The following is a 14920-nucleotide window of genomic DNA, read 5'->3' as shown; positions in this document are numbered from 1 at the left end:
CATGAAATGTTCTAGAAGAAACTTCCTAGCGAGTAGCGGCGCGTTGATTTTGACCACTGGCGTTGCAGGCACCTCTGTTGTGAGCTCTTCTCTGTACGCCAGCGACAGTGAGCAAGTGAAACGCATGGGGATGGTACACGATGAAAACGCTTGTATAGGCTGTACGGCTTGTACCGATGCTTGTCGAGAAGTAAACAATGTGCCGGAAGGGGTGACTCGTCTTAAAATTCATCGCAGCGAACCAATTGGTGAGTTTCCAGATGTTGAGTATCAGTTCACTCGTGAATCTTGTCAGCACTGTGAGAACCCGCCATGTGTGTATGTGTGTCCAACGGGGGCGGCTTATAAAGACGAAACAACGGGGATTGTGGATGTGCATAAAGAGAAGTGTGTGGGCTGTGGTTACTGCCTGGCCGCTTGTCCTTATCAAGTCCGTTTTTTCAACCCGGTCGACCATTCTGCGGACAAGTGCAACTTCTGCCGCGATACCAATTTGGCGCAAGGTAAACAGCCAGCGTGTGTTGAGTCTTGTCCAACCAAAGCGCTGATATTCGGTGACTTGAATGATCCAACCAGTGACGTGAGTAAGGCCATAGAAAGCCATGTTGTGTATCGCGATAAATCTCATTTAGGTACGCAACCTAAGCTATACAAAATTCCGCATAGTAAAGGGGAGGTGTCATCATGAACGGATTCGAAAGTGCTTTCCACTTTGACTCGTTAGTATGGGATTGGATCATCGCCATTTACCTGTTTCTCGCAGGGATGTCGGCTGGCGCAGTGATGATCGCTCTTTATCTCAAACGCAAAGTGATTGAGGGTGATCCGGCAAGCAATGGCATTCTGAAAGCGATGGCTTGGTTGGCACCATTTGGTATCATTTCAGGCTTAGTAATTTTGATTTTCCATTTAACTAAACCGCTCGCGTTTTGGAAGATCATGATTTACTACAATCCGACTTCCGTGATGTCGATGGGCGTCATCTTGTTTCAAGTTTACATGATAGTCCTGTTTATCTGGATAGGCGTGATTTTCCGTCATCACATCATTAATTTCTGCGAAGGTAAATTACCAGGCAAGTTGTTGGATTTTGTCGATGGCCTCTTAATTAAGATGGGTAAAGCCAGCAATGTTATTGAGTTGTTCTTGGGCTTTTTAGCGATAATACTGGCTGCATACACGGGTTTCCTGCTGTCGGCATTGAAGACCTATCCGATGCTCAATAATCCAGTACTGCCAATCTTGTTCTTGTTCTCAAGTTTATCCTCAGGCGCTGCTGCGTGTTTGATGGTTGGCATTCTGGTATTTAAAGAATCAGCTAGAAGTCCTAGTGTCGCTTGGGTGCATGGTTTTGAACGTCCTGTTGTGTTGTTTGAACTGTTTGTACTGGTGACTTTCTTTACTGGTTTGATCTTTAGTGGCGGTCAAAACGAAGTTGCGGCTTGGAATGCGATATCCAGTGGCTTTTGGGCACAATGGTTCTGGGTAGGCGTAATATTAATCGGTATGTTGATGCCGCTAACATTGAACTGGCTGACACCTTCTGAAGTTCGCCATAAAGGTACTTACGTTTTTGTCGTAACCACATTGAGTTTAGTGGGTGTGTTGATGCTGCGGACTTTCATTCTCTATGCCGGTCAGATGACCGTGGTTTAAGGAGGAGTAATGGAGGCTGAACTGGGATTCTTCTTGCTGATATTGGTGGCGGTGGCGTCGACATGTGCAGCATTGCTGCATTGGACTCGTCGCGTGATTGGTAAGGAGGTAATGTTACCGCATCAAGTGGCGACGTCACATATCATCAGCTTAGCCTCTTTGGTTTGTTTAGCTCTTCTGATTGTTTGCTTCATTCAAGATTATTTTGCATTGGAATACGTTGTCACACACTCCAATAGCCAGTTGCCAGTGGCGTTCAAGATTGCAGCAGCATGGGGGGGACACCAAGGCTCGATGCTGTTTTGGGTAGTAACCTTGAGCTTATGGGCATCCTTTATCGCGCTTAAATCGCCAATCAACGTTGGATATATCGCGGATTGTCTTGGCATCATGAACGTACTTATCGCTATATTTGCTTGGTTTACATTAACGACGTCAAATCCATTCGAGTATGCTTCCGCACTGGCACTTGAAGGGCGCGATCTTAATCCGATGTTGCAAGATGTTGGGCTTATCATTCATCCACCTCTGCTTTATTTGGGCTACGTGGGATATTCCGCAATTCTTGCTTTTGCTTTGGCGGCGTTATTGAGTAAACGACCGCTGAACGAGTGGTACAAGGTTGCACGGGGCGCGGTTTTCTTTGCTTGGGGGGCACTTACAGTCGGTATATTGCTCGGTTCTTGGTGGGCATATAATGAGTTAGGTTGGGGTGGTTGGTGGTTCTGGGACCCGGTAGAAAATGCTTCTTTACTACCTTGGTTGACGGGCACGGCTTTACTTCACAGTGGCGTATTGTCAAAGCGTAACAATGGCGCGAGTTGGAATACGTACGCCCTCGCGTTTGCGACGTTCAGTTTGAGCATCCTCGGTACATTTGTCGTTCGCTCTGGTGTGTTGACCTCGGTACATGCGTTTGCCGTCGATCCAACAAAAGGCTTATTGCTGCTCACCGTTCTGAGCTTCCTTGTGATCATCACTTTTGGTGTGCTCATTGTGCGAGGAGATCTCATTCCTCGGTTTAATCTGGTTTCTTTGCTCAGTCGAGCTTACACCGCCTACATTGCCATTGGACTGTTGGTTATTACCACGGCGATAGTGTTTCTTGGTACTTTTTATCCGATGATTTATCAATTGCTTGGCTTGGGCAATATATCCGTTGGAGCACCATATTTTAACAGTCTTGTATTTCCTTTATGCCTACTTACGCTTATTGTTCTCGCTATCATGCCTGTGTTGAAATGGACGACAGGGACGTTAGCAAACGCGGCTAATAGTATCGCGCTTGCCTGTACTTCATCTATCGTGATTAGCATTGTTTTTGTTGCTGCAGTCGAAGAGATCCACATCACGACCTTGATCACTTTAGCATTAGCAACTTGGGTTATCGCCGCTCATTTATGGATGCTTGTAAGTGTCCAAAACAAGACTAAATTGGTATCGATGGTCTTTGCCCATATAGGCTTCGCGCTGGCGGTAACTGGAGCTGTATTTAACAGTGACTATTCATACGAGTACAACTTACGCGTCGAGCCAGGTAGCTCACATCAAAAAGCAGGCATTACCATTGACTATCATGGCATTGAATGGCTAGTGGGCCCTAACTACACGGCAGAGCAAGGACTGATTAATATCCGCCTGGAAGATGGCTCGAGACTCACTTTTAAACCCGAAAAACGTCATTACCCAGTGCGGGTGATGGGCATGACAGAGCCTGCGATTCAATCATTGTGGCATGGCGACTACTACACCACTTTAGGTGATAAGGTTGATAAAAACGCCTACGCGATTAAAGTTCAATATCGTGCTGGCATTTGGTGGATATGGTGCGGTGGCGCATTCATCGTGATAAGCGCCATGGGGACTTTGATGAACCAAAGGAAGAGGAGGGGGTATGAGATCGAAAAGTACGCTTAAACTGGCTGGTCTTATCTTGCTCGTGGCGACTTTTGCTGTTTTATCGGTGACTGCTCTGTCTGACAGGCCAGACATAGAGTTGCTACAAAAGAGCGAGGTATCTATTCCTTCTTTTACTGCTCAATCATTAGTATCAGGGCAGCAAGTCACCGAAGCAGTGCTAGATAATAAGGGATATTTGCTATTGAATGTTTGGGCTTCTTGGTGTGGGGTTTGTAAACAAGAACATGACGACTTACTCGACTTGGCACAACAAGGTGTTCCTATTATTGGCCTCAACTATCGAGATAAAGACAGCGCGGCAAAAAGTTATTTGAACGCCAAACAAAACCCCTATATAGAGGTGATCTCTGATCCAAATGGTCAACTTGCTGTGGAGCTGGGTGTGATTGGAACCCCTGAAACTTACTTAATTGATCAGCGTGGTAATGTTGTGATCAAATACAGAGGCAAGCTCACAACAGATAAATGGAACTCACTATTTTCCGGGTATTTCAATGTTTCACTTTAAATGTACGTTCATCGTTATTGTTCTTTATTTGCTATTTTCTCCTTTGCTAAAAGCAGAGCAGTTAGAACAGCATGTTGATCTATTTGAATTTCATACTATTGAACTGCAACAAAGAGCGGTGACATTAGCTAAAGCCTTGCGCTGCCCTCAATGCCAGAACCAAAACCTTGTAGAATCAAACGCGCAAGCTGCCAAGGATTTAAGATTAAAAGTCTATTCGATGGTGAACGATGGCAGTACGGAACAAGAGGTTAAAGATTATTTGGTCAAGAGATATGGGAATATCGTTCTTTATCACCCTCCATTCAATTATTCAACCGCGGCCTTATGGATCTTTCCTGCATTATTTGTAATTTGTTTTGCACTATTTTCTATTAAAAAAATAAGACCACAATAATGTGAATGTCCTTCCATATTTAAAGTCAGAATGTGCAAATAGCAAGCATAGTGGTATGATTTTTTTCAGTTTGTAAAACTCTCAGTAATTAGCAAAGACAGTTGTTTACGCTGGAGTAGTAAAAGATCTAAGTAGGTATACGAGTGGATTCAGTTATATCGCAGTTAAGAAAGGACTTTCATGCGCACATTCGCGCGATGCAGGCACTAAAATTGCCACAAGTTACTTCAACTCTCGCCGTTCTGAGCGACGAGGAAATTCAAGAACTCGAAACAGTATGGATAGAATTTTCCGTCTGGAAGCGACGTCAGGCACACTGAGCCCCTTCTTTTAACACCAGAATTTATCAACCCCAGACAAAATTTGTCTGGGGTTTTTTATTGTAGTTTGACGGAAATGTTATATTATAACACTTCGTCAACGTGACGTAGGGCATCTTTCGTCACGTATCGTTGAGAGGAAAAGATCTAAGATATAGTGATCTATGCATTGAAAAATGTGGTATCAATCCCCATAGTTGAAGAGCATGAGTTCATCCCATGAATGTAATAACGAAAGTGCATCAAGAAATAAATCGAGTGAGTGTAGATATGGCTGAAGTACGTGCCAGAGTAGATTTTAAAGTCGGGGCTAAGAGTGATATTGATGCTGAAATCCTGTCTTTCCGTGGTTTGAAGACGGATAAAGAGCATGTAGCAGTTATCTTTAAGCAAGCAGACCAAGTTCAAGAAACGCCACTGGTGCGTATGCATTCTGAGTGTCTGACCGGCGATGTTTTTCACTCCTCTCGTTGTGACTGTGGTGAGCAATTAGAAGAAACGATTCAACGAATGGGAGAATGCGGCGGCATTATTCTGTATTTACGTCAGGAAGGACGTGGTATTGGTCTATACAATAAGATTGATGCTTACCGGCTACAAAGCGAGGGTATGAACACCTATGAGGCGAACAACCACTTAGGGTTTGATGACGATCTACGTGACTTCACTGAAGCTGCTCAAATGTTACAAGCTTTAGGTGTCAGCAAGATACGCCTCGTGACGAATAATCCTAAAAAAATCCGTGAGCTCGCCGAATACGGAATCGAAATTGTTGAAGTTGTCAACACTTCTGCTCACGTCAAAGATGGTAACGAGAACTATCTAAAAGCAAAAGCTTCTCACGGCAAACATAACCTAAAGGTTTAGCTTTAAAAGCAGAACTGCTAATAATTCATGTTAAAAGCCTCACATTGTTGAGGCTTTTTTTGATCTTAAGTTGCAAATAAATTGTAAATTTGTATTATATCGGTAATGAAAGTGCAAATAAGAATAATTAGCACTACGTATATAAAATAATTTGCTCAACAAGGATGCTTCTCATGAACGCAAAAACAGTGTTAGTTCAAGCTATTACTGCTTCACTTCTTATTTCCAGTGGTACTGCGGTTGCTGCTCAGGTAACCAAGCAAGGTGTTGTTGAACACTATGCAGACGTCGCTCATGCTGTATTCTCAGATTCATTAAACACGGCTAAAGCGTTGGACGTGAAAATTGATGAGTTCCTCAAAGCCCCTTCAGATAAAAAGCTAGCAGAGGTTAAACAAGCATGGCTTAATTCTCGCGTTCCATACCAACAATCTGAAGTATTCCGCTTTGGTAACGAGATAGTCGATGATTGGGAAGGTCAGCTTAACGCATGGCCGTTGGATGAAGGTCTTATCGATTACGTAGCCACGGATTACCAATATGAGCTTGGTAACGAAGGCGCTGTGGCGAACATAGTGGCTAACACAAGTCTGACGATTGGTGCAACCAAACTCGACGTATCAAAAATCACACCTGAGCTGATTGCCGATCTGAATGAAATCGGTGGCTCTGAAGCCAACGTGGCTTCTGGTTACCACGCGATTGAATTCCTACTTTGGGGCCAAGACCTTAATGGAACAAATGCCGGGGCAGGTCAACGTGCTTACACTGATTTTGTTGTCGGATCTGGTTGTACTAATGGTCACTGTGAACGTCGTGGTGAATACCTAAAAGCGGCAGCAGATCTATTGGTTCAGGATCTTGAATGGATGGAGAAACAGTGGTCTGCGGATGTGAAAGACAATTACCGTCAGGAGCTACTTGCTGGCTCAGCAGACAATGGCTTGCGCAAGATGATGTTTGGTATGGGTTCGCTGTCTCTCGGCGAATTGGCCGGTGAGCGCATGAAAGTGGCGTTGGAAGCGAACTCAACAGAAGACGAGCACGATTGTTTCTCGGACAACACACACAACTCTCACTACTACAACGAGCAGGGTATCTACAACGTGTACATGGGGCTTTATAAGCGCCAAGACGGCACGCTATTGACTGGACCAAGTCTTGCAGACCTAGTGTCACAACAAGATGAACAAGCCGCGAAAGAGATTCAAAAGCAGTTTGATGACACTCGTAGCCAAGTGGGTGAGCTGGTGACGTCTGCCGAGAAGAAAAACCAACACTTTGACCAACTGATTGCGGCTGATAACGTTCAAGGTAATGCGTTAGTCAATGAAACCATCATGTCGTTGGTAGCACAAACTGGTGCGATTGAACGCGCTGCAAACATCATTGGCATTGAAAGCTTAAGCCCAGATACGGCAGACCACGAGTTCTAATAAAAAACATAATCATTAATCAAGGGCTCATCTCATAATTGAGCCCTTCCTGTTTGAGCTCGCTGTTATCCATTCATTTAAGAGCAATGATATGAAGCCATCATCCCTTAATTACTTCCATTTAGTGCTACTTTTTACTGCTGCTTTTTCTACTTCGGTATCTGCGTATGAGGTGCGTTCGGGCGGAAAAACCAGTGTTAAAAAAGAGGGCGCGAATGCCTACTCTCTTCCTGCCGCTAATTTACCTATGAGTAAACGACTGGACTTTAGCGTTGGGAATAGCTTTTTTAGAAACCCTTGGGTACAAGCGCTAGCTTCTACGGATGCGCGAGATGGACTCGGCCCGCTATTCAATACCAATGGTTGTCAGAACTGCCATATTAAAGATGGTCGAGGTCATCCACCTGAAGAAGGGGATATCCATGCCGTTTCAATGTTGGTGCGTTTGAGTATCCCTGCGGTAACACCAGAGCAAAAAAAAGCGTTCATTATTGATGGTGGCATTCCTGAGCCGACTTATGGTGGTCAGCTACAAGATTTTGCCCTCCAAGACCAAGTTCCCGAAGGCAAAATTTCGATTACTTATAGCGATGTTCCGGTGCAGTTCAACGATGGCACAACGGTAACGCTAAGAAAACCAGCTCTAAAGATTACTGACCTAGGCTATGGAGACATGCACCCAGATACCCAATTTTCTGCGCGTGTTGCGCCACCAATGATAGGTTTGGGTCTATTGGAGAGCATTCCTGACGATACTTTGCTTGCTTGGGCGGACGAAAAAGACACCAACGAAGATGGTATTTCAGGAAAAGTAAACAAAGTTTGGGATATAGAAAAAGGGGGCTTTTCACTCGGTCGCTTTGGCTGGAAAGCGGGTCAACCAACATTGATGCAGCAGAATGCCGCCGCCTTTAATGGTGATGTTGGCCTCACAAGTCATCTGTTCCCGAACGAAAACTGTACTTCAAAGCAATCAATCTGTGATGAATTGCCAAATGGCGGTGACCCAGAAGTTAGCCAGAATATTCTCGACTTCGTTGAGTTTTATAGTCAGCACTTAGCCGTTCCAATTCGTCGCAATGTAGATGACCCACAAGTTCAACTAGGTCAGAAGATTTTTGCCGCATCAGGTTGTGAAAGCTGCCATAAAACTAACGTAAAAACCGCTAAACGAGCTGGCTTACCTGCGCTTTCAGAACAAGAAATTCATCCATATACAGACTTACTGTTACACGATATGGGCGAGGGGCTGGCAGATAATCGACCTGAATATCTGGCGAATGGTCGCGAATGGCGTACCCCACCACTTTGGGGGCTAGGTTATACCGAAGAAGTTAATGGTCATACCTACTATTTGCACGATGGCCGTGCTCGCAATGTTATGGAAGCGGTACTGTGGCATGGTGGTGAAGCTGAAGCTTCAAAACAGAACGTACTGGCTTTAAGTAAGCGCGAGCGTGATGCGCTGGTGGCTTTCCTGGATTCGTTATAAGGAATCGAACGTGAATAAAAATCCATTAGTTGGTGCCGTCGTTGCTGCCCTAAGTCTGACTGGCTGTCAGTCAATATTGAGTTTAGAAGATGATCAGGCGGAGAAAACGAGCCACATTTCACAAAGTGTGTATGAAATCGAGTATCAATCAGCACAGACCTTCTTAAATCAGAGTTCTTTATTAGAGCGCGTTTTTAATGATTTTTGTACATCAGAGGATAAAGACCCGTCTGCAGTAAAACAACAATGGCATGAAACCATGCGCGCCTGGATGGCTCTGCAAGGTCAGGAGCGCGGACCAGCGAGAGCGTTGGAGCAAAGTTGGAATGTGCAGTTCTGGCCGGATAAAAAGAACACAACCGGACGAAAAATGTCTGCACTTGCTAAAGCGGATCACGTTTGGAGTGCACAAGAAATATCAACGCGAAGTGTGACTGTACAAGGCTTGGGCGCTCTTGAGTGGTTGCTTTACGACAGCGCATCAACGCTGGAAACGAACAGAAATACTTGCTCCACAGGCGTTTCGATTGCGCAAAACCTCAATGCTAAAGCCAAGATGATAGCGCAAGCTTGGGGTCAGAACCCATGGAAAACGATGCAAAAAACGGAGTGGGAGTCAGAATATATTTCACTACTGTCGAACCAGCTTGAGTACAGTATGAAGAAGTTAAGCCGTCCGATGGCGAAAATTGGTCACCCGAGGGCTTACTTTTCAGAGTCTTGGCGTTCAGGCACTTCACTCGCGAATTTGAAAGCAAACGTGCAAAGCATGCAAACCTTATACTTCGCTAATGGTGGCGGTTTAGATTCACTTTTACGTGAACAGGGCAAGCCGGAACTCGCCGATCGAGTGTCTCGTCAGTTCGACATAACACTTGATACCTGGCCTGAAGAGAAGAGCTTATTTACCGCGCTGCAAACGGTAGATGGCTACCGCACAGTATTGGCACAGTACAATAAGTTAGAGCAATTGAAGTACCTCATTCATGAAGAGGTGGCTATCGAACTCGGCGTGGTTATAGGATTTAATGCTACCGATGGTGACTGATCAAACAAGACGAACATTGCTTAAAGCGGCCTTGTTTGGAGCGGCAACACCATTACTGCCTTTTGGTTGTGCTAGTACTGTTCAGCGTAAACCCGCTTTGATTGGGTGTTCTATCATTGGTCGTGACAAGTATGCAGCGGTTGTTGCTGATGAACATGGAATGCCGATTTCTAAATTGCCAATCCCAGAACGTGGTCACGGTGTTGCTACCAACCAACACGGACATGCGGTGGTGTTCGGTCGTCGACCGGGTACCTTCTTCATGGTATTCGACTATCGGACCGGGCAAGCGATAAAGCTGCATTATGCAAAAGAAAATCGTCACTTCTATGGCCACGGCGTGTATTCCCATGATGGGAACTACCTGTTCACGACAGAAGGTGAAAGAGGCACAAGCAGAGGTATTGTTGGCGTTTACGATGTGCGCAAGCAATATCAAAAGATGGACGAACTGTCAGGCTTTGGGATTGGGCCACATGAAGTCATCATGATGCCCGATGGTGCATTAGCGATCGGTGTCGGCGGTGTGCATACTAATGGAAGAGAGCCTCTAAACCTCGACTCAATGAATCCAAACCTGAGTTACCTGTCTCAAGATGGTGAGTTGCTCGAACAAATATCTCTGCCCGATAACAAGCTAAGCATTCGTCATCTTGCGCATGATGGCTCAGAGACAGTGCTATGCGGCCAGCAATATCGAGGTGAGCCAGACGAATATCCGGCTCTCATCGCTATGCACACTCGAGGAGATAAAATGCTAGATCTTAAGGCTGAGCCTGAAGAGTGGGCTCGTTTCAACCATTATGTCGCCAGCATTGCTGCGACAGAGGAGTGGATATTAGCCACTTCTCCTCCAGGCAGCTGCTATGGGATCTGGTCTAAAGCGACGGGCAAGCTGGTTGAGTTGAACGCGTTACCCGATGCATCGGGTGTCGTGCTCTGCGGGGATGAGTTCCGCATCAGCTCTGGCGCAGGTAAAGTTGTAGAACAACGGCCAACAGAATTCAAAAATACATTTTCCAGCGGTATACAGTGGGATAATCACTGGTCTAGAGTTGTCTAAAAAGCACTCTAACTGATAGTTTTATGTGAAACTTATCGGAAAAAACATTGTCCCGTTCTTATTTTTAAAGCAGCAACCTGTGAGATATTTGCCATACTTTTTAATAAGGCAAGTAGGTAAGGGTTGTATCAGTGTTTGCTAGGGTTTTAATAATGACGGCACTTTTAGTGCCGTTTTGCAGCTTTTCCACCGTTGTTTCTCTTGATAATGCTTCACAAGCGGAGCAAGAAAGCGCGGTTAAGGAGCTCTCAATTGGAAAAATGATCCACTATCCATCTGTGGTGGAGCAATTGTACCAGAGCACTAATTACCGTTTGAACTGGCAAAATGAAAGGGATGTTGAGCAGTTCATTTTTCAGCTGAATATTGTCGCGCTTGCTGACGTCACTGAAGAGTTTGATGACCTGCTGCATAGAATCAACCAGACCAAATGGCAAGGTGACAACCTCGACTTTGATTTGGTGATGACTGACTCGTTGCTTATGTATTTGAGCTACCTTGAGCAGTTGCCTCATGAAGGGGTTAACTGGCTGTTTGCCAATAAAGCCCAAGTTGATCTCCCTCCACCGAGCATCGATACATTGTCGGTCCTTAGCAATGAACTTACTGTTGGTAAGTTGGATCAGTTTTTATCAAGTTTGCGTTCTCCACTGCAAATGGATCGAGATTTCAACTCGGCTTTTTCAACGCTATCTGAGCACGCGCAATACCAATACCCTCTATACGAGCAACAAGGCTTACTTCGTTTTGGTGATCCAATAACGAATAAAATGTCTTTGACAGAGCGCCTTGCGATTGTGGGCGTGGATGTCAGCTATGTTGATCTTTACTCACCTCAGTATGACGAGAACCTTGAGCGAGCAGTGAAAGAATTCCAACGCATCCATGGTTTGAAACAAGACGGTATTATCGGCCCAAATACCATTCGTTGGATTAACTTTTCCCCGCAGCAGCGTCTGCACTTACTTGCTTTAAATGCCGAGCGCTCAAGAATATGGGCGAAAGAGCGAGATAACGTCGTATTTGTCAATGTGCCAGGATATCAAGTTACGTACTGGCACGATGGTCGGCCATTGTTTGAGTCGAAAGTCGTTGTTGGGAAGAGTTCGAGAAAGACACCGATAATGACGGTTGACATGGATTCGGTTATTTTGAATCCGACCTGGAATGTGCCATGGAAAATCATGGTCAAAGACATCATTCCTAAAGTAAAACAGAACCCGATGTATTTGATCCATAATAACATTCAAATAATTCGCTCATGGACCTCGCGAGAGATCATTGATCCAACCACTATCAATTGGGCAACGGTTAATCCCAGAGCTTTCCCATACCGTATGCGTCAGGCTTCTGGATCGCAAAATGCGCTGGGCTTGTATAAGTTCAACATGCCAAATCCGCAGGCGATTTATTTGCACGATACGCCAAGTAAAAATTTGTTTGAACAAGATCGTCGCGCATTTAGTTCTGGTTGTGTTCGAGTGGAAAATGCCGATCAATTAGCTGAGCTGCTTTTCAAAACGCAGGGGCTGGAAGAGCGTTTCGCGAAAAAACGCGAAAGCGCTACTCGTTCGAACACTGCAGTTCCGTTAGGTGAGCGTATTCCGGTTCACATCATCTATCAAACCGCGTGGTTAGAAGAGGGAACGCTTTATTACCGTGATGATATTTATTCTTACGATAATCAAGGATAATGGCATAAAAAACTTTAAGTAAATTTACATTCTAGAAAATCTACTTTTCGTTCAATCAGTAAACCATCCAATATCGTCAATTAGGACTTTCCAGACTGACTCGCGCGTTTGACGAAATGCGCAAGTTTGGTTAATGTCCGACTTTCGTGTAGTTTTTGAGCAGTATTTCTATATGGTAAGTCGTAACTTTTCCCGTCGTGATTTTCTTAAAATGACCACTGGCGGTGTTGTCTTGGCGTCTACAATGCCAACTTTTTCATGGGCATCACTCCCCGATGAACCTCGCGTACTAGCGATGAATAACCTGAATACTGGAGAGCAATTAGAAACGTGCTACTTCGATGGAAGTGGGTACGTAAAAAGTGAGTTAAAAAGGTTAGATCAGTTCTGTCGCGACTATAGACGTAATGAAGCTTTTCCAATGGATCGCCGTTTGTTCGACCAGATTAGCCAAATTCAAAAGCTCATTGGTACGGAGTCAGAAGTTATTGTGATCTCTGGTTATCGTTCACCAAAGACGAACTCTAAATTACGCAATAGATCTTCTGGCGTGGCCAAGAAAAGTCTTCACATGGAAGGTAAAGCCATCGATTTTCGTTTAGACGGGGTAAATTTGTCCACCGTACGTGATGCCGCGTTAAGCCTGAAAGCGGGTGGCGTTGGCTACTACCCGGGCAGTAACTTCGTTCACATTGACACTGGAGCGGTTCGCTCTTGGTAGTTGCGATTGCCTAAGAATCACGAGTTGCATGGCTTTTACAAGTCTTGAAGTCACTTAGGCTTAGTGTCATAGTTGCGGCAGTTTTAACAACATTTATGTGGTGATAGGTTATCCATGGCTCTTAAATACCAAATTGTCCCGGTGACAGCTTTTTCTCAAAACTGTTCTATTGTCTGGTGTGATGAAACGATGAAAGGCATCGTGGTTGACCCAGGCGGTGATGAGAAGCAGCTTGCTGCGTTAGTCAAAGAGTTAGGTGTTGATGTCGTTCAATTGGTTTTGACACACGGTCACCTAGATCATGTTGGTGGTACTCAGCCACTGTCGGCTTTGCTTGGTGGAAAAAAAGTTGTTGGTCCTCATAAAGCGGACAATTTCTGGTTACAAGGCTTAGAAGGGCAAAGCAAAATGTTTGGCTTCCCGCTAACTGAAGCTTTTGAACCTGATCAATGGCTTGATGATGGTGACACTGTCACATTTGGTAACCAAGCGCTGAAGGTGATCCATACTCCGGGTCATACGCCAGGTCATGTCGTGTTATACAGTGAAGAAGCTCGCGTAGCATTTGTGGGTGATGTCCTGTTTAACGGTAGTGTTGGTCGTACAGATTTTCCTCAAGGTGATTTCAATACTTTGATCACGTCGATCAAAGAGAAGCTCTGGCCACTTGGTAACGATGTTACCTTCATTCCAGGTCACGGCCCACAATCTACCTTTGGTCATGAACGTAAAACCAACCCATTTGTTGCCGATGAGATGCCGCTCTATTAGCGAGTTCTGTTTCGGAAAATATCGGGTAATTTAATGGCTGACTCGGGGAGCATAAAGCTACTTTTTCTCGAGTAAGTCTGGCTCGGCGGCAGCTAAATACCGTCGAGTTAACCCGACAAAGTCTTCGGCTTCCCTATCCAAATCACTGACTGAGATAAACACGTCATAACCATAAAAATCTCGCTGGTACTTCATCCTGTTCGCGAGAATTGCTAGTAAGCCATCGTAATGCTTTCCCTCACTACTCAGGTATGGCCTTGGGTCTAGCACCATATCTTCAAACTTTTCTTCACATTGATTTTGTTTGGCCCCTAAATACAGGAGCGCACGCTGGCTTAGGAGGATTTCTGTTGCTATGCGAGGACAAATCGCATCAAGGTAGGGAGAATAGTGTTTTAAACGTACGCCAATCCAAGGCAGTGGCTGGTACCATCCATCTTGTTGATAGCTACAAATACCTATCGATTCAATATTGCACCAGCGAACGACCCAGCCACCTTTAAAAAGGTGTTGTTGAAAGTGGGTTGCGGTTAGCGTAAATGAAACTTGGCTTTTCTTAATCATCATTACTGCAAACCCGACAATAGCCGCCATTAATATTACAGACAATATAGCCTGCTTCCAGCCAGGTGATATCAAAACCAGAAACAAAGTTATCAGAGCGACAACAAACAAGGTTATTCGGGTAAGAACAGATCCAGGCTTAAAATGTGAGTTTGTGAGATGTAGCGTTTCCATGCTTTTAACCTCATTGATTCAACAAAAATACCCAAGTGCTTTCCCGGCAATCACGATCTAATTTAACTTGGTTTCTAGGCTAATTGAGGTGCGATTACTTCATTTTGCAATTGTGAAATAAATTGCACTTGGTGGATAAAAAACCTCTGTTTTTATACCCAGTATTCAATAAAACAGTTCACAAATTATCTGTATAAATTCTAGACGCTCTGCGTTTTGAGCGCATTTTTCATCGCGTTTCGGCGCTAAAACCTACAAATTGCTTGCGAATTTTGGTATAAAACGCGCT

The 14920-nt window shown here is 44.7% G+C and carries 15 protein-coding genes; 14 read left to right on the top strand and 1 reads right to left on the bottom strand.

Features of this window, described 5'->3' with window-relative positions:
• Position 1 precedes the first annotated feature (1 nt).
• The 14 genes from nrfC to L3V31_RS11125 all read left to right on the top strand — a co-directional run bounded on the left by nrfC (position 2) and on the right by L3V31_RS11125 (position 13893).
• Complete coding sequence (gene nrfC, locus L3V31_RS11190; RefSeq protein ID WP_237316133.1) at positions 2-688, top strand: cytochrome c nitrite reductase Fe-S protein; 687 nt, start codon at positions 2-4, stop codon at positions 686-688.
• Positions 685-1656, top strand: a complete 972-nt coding sequence (nrfD, locus tag L3V31_RS11185) for a cytochrome c nitrite reductase subunit NrfD (RefSeq protein WP_237316132.1) — start codon at positions 685-687, stop codon at positions 1654-1656. The genes nrfC and nrfD overlap by 4 nt, the downstream gene beginning before the upstream one ends.
• 9 nt (positions 1657-1665) lie before the next feature.
• Complete coding sequence (gene nrfE, locus L3V31_RS11180) at positions 1666-3573, top strand: heme lyase NrfEFG subunit NrfE (protein WP_237316131.1); 1908 nt, start codon at positions 1666-1668, stop codon at positions 3571-3573.
• On the top strand, positions 3551-4084 hold the full coding sequence (locus tag L3V31_RS11175; RefSeq protein WP_237316130.1) for a DsbE family thiol:disulfide interchange protein: 534 nt from the start codon (positions 3551-3553) through the stop codon (positions 4082-4084). Before nrfE ends, L3V31_RS11175 begins: the two co-directional genes overlap by 23 nt.
• Entirely contained in the window at positions 4071-4481 is a 411-nt protein-coding gene (locus tag L3V31_RS11170) for a cytochrome c-type biogenesis protein CcmH (protein WP_237316129.1), read from the top strand. The genes L3V31_RS11175 and L3V31_RS11170 overlap by 14 nt, the downstream gene beginning before the upstream one ends.
• Before the next feature lie 143 nt (positions 4482-4624).
• Positions 4625-4801 (top strand): hypothetical protein, encoded by a 177-nt coding sequence (locus L3V31_RS11165; protein ID WP_237316128.1) that lies wholly within the window; start codon positions 4625-4627, stop codon positions 4799-4801.
• 219 nt (positions 4802-5020) lie between these two features.
• Positions 5021-5668: a GTP cyclohydrolase II gene (gene ribA, locus L3V31_RS11160; protein ID WP_237316127.1), complete on the top strand. Its 648-nt coding sequence runs from the start codon at positions 5021-5023 to the stop codon at positions 5666-5668.
• Between the two features lie 173 nt (positions 5669-5841).
• Positions 5842-7104: an imelysin family protein gene (locus L3V31_RS11155; RefSeq protein WP_237316126.1), complete on the top strand. Its 1263-nt coding sequence runs from the start codon at positions 5842-5844 to the stop codon at positions 7102-7104.
• Positions 7105-7195: 91 nt separating this feature from the next.
• Positions 7196-8596, top strand: coding sequence for a di-heme oxidoredictase family protein (locus L3V31_RS11150; protein ID WP_237316125.1), 1401 nt, complete (start codon positions 7196-7198; stop codon positions 8594-8596).
• Between the two features lie 10 nt (positions 8597-8606).
• Positions 8607-9644 (top strand): imelysin family protein, encoded by a 1038-nt coding sequence (locus L3V31_RS11145; protein ID WP_237316124.1) that lies wholly within the window; start codon positions 8607-8609, stop codon positions 9642-9644.
• Positions 9625-10707, top strand: coding sequence for a DUF1513 domain-containing protein (locus L3V31_RS11140; RefSeq protein ID WP_237316123.1), 1083 nt, complete (start codon positions 9625-9627; stop codon positions 10705-10707). The genes L3V31_RS11145 and L3V31_RS11140 overlap by 20 nt, the downstream gene beginning before the upstream one ends.
• 152 nt (positions 10708-10859) lie before the next feature.
• On the top strand, positions 10860-12401 hold the full coding sequence (locus tag L3V31_RS11135; RefSeq protein ID WP_237316122.1) for a L,D-transpeptidase family protein: 1542 nt from the start codon (positions 10860-10862) through the stop codon (positions 12399-12401).
• 172 nt (positions 12402-12573) lie between these two features.
• On the top strand, positions 12574-13122 hold the full coding sequence (locus L3V31_RS11130) for a DUF882 domain-containing protein (protein WP_237316334.1): 549 nt from the start codon (positions 12574-12576) through the stop codon (positions 13120-13122).
• 114 nt (positions 13123-13236) lie between these two features.
• Entirely contained in the window at positions 13237-13893 is a 657-nt protein-coding gene (locus L3V31_RS11125) for an MBL fold metallo-hydrolase (RefSeq protein WP_237316121.1), read from the top strand.
• Positions 13894-13950: 57 nt separating this feature from the next.
• Here the strand turns inward: L3V31_RS11125 and L3V31_RS11120 are convergent, their stop codons facing one another.
• On the bottom strand, positions 13951-14631 hold the full coding sequence (locus tag L3V31_RS11120; protein ID WP_237316120.1) for a DUF2982 domain-containing protein: 681 nt from the start codon (positions 14629-14631) through the stop codon (positions 13951-13953).
• Between the last annotated feature and the right edge of the window lie 289 nt (positions 14632-14920).

Origin of the sequence: Vibrio sp. J1-1, assembly GCF_021728395.1 — a bacterium.
Classification (GTDB): domain Bacteria; phylum Pseudomonadota; class Gammaproteobacteria; order Enterobacterales; family Vibrionaceae; genus Vibrio.
This window is presented reverse-complemented; position numbering and strand designations above follow the sequence as displayed.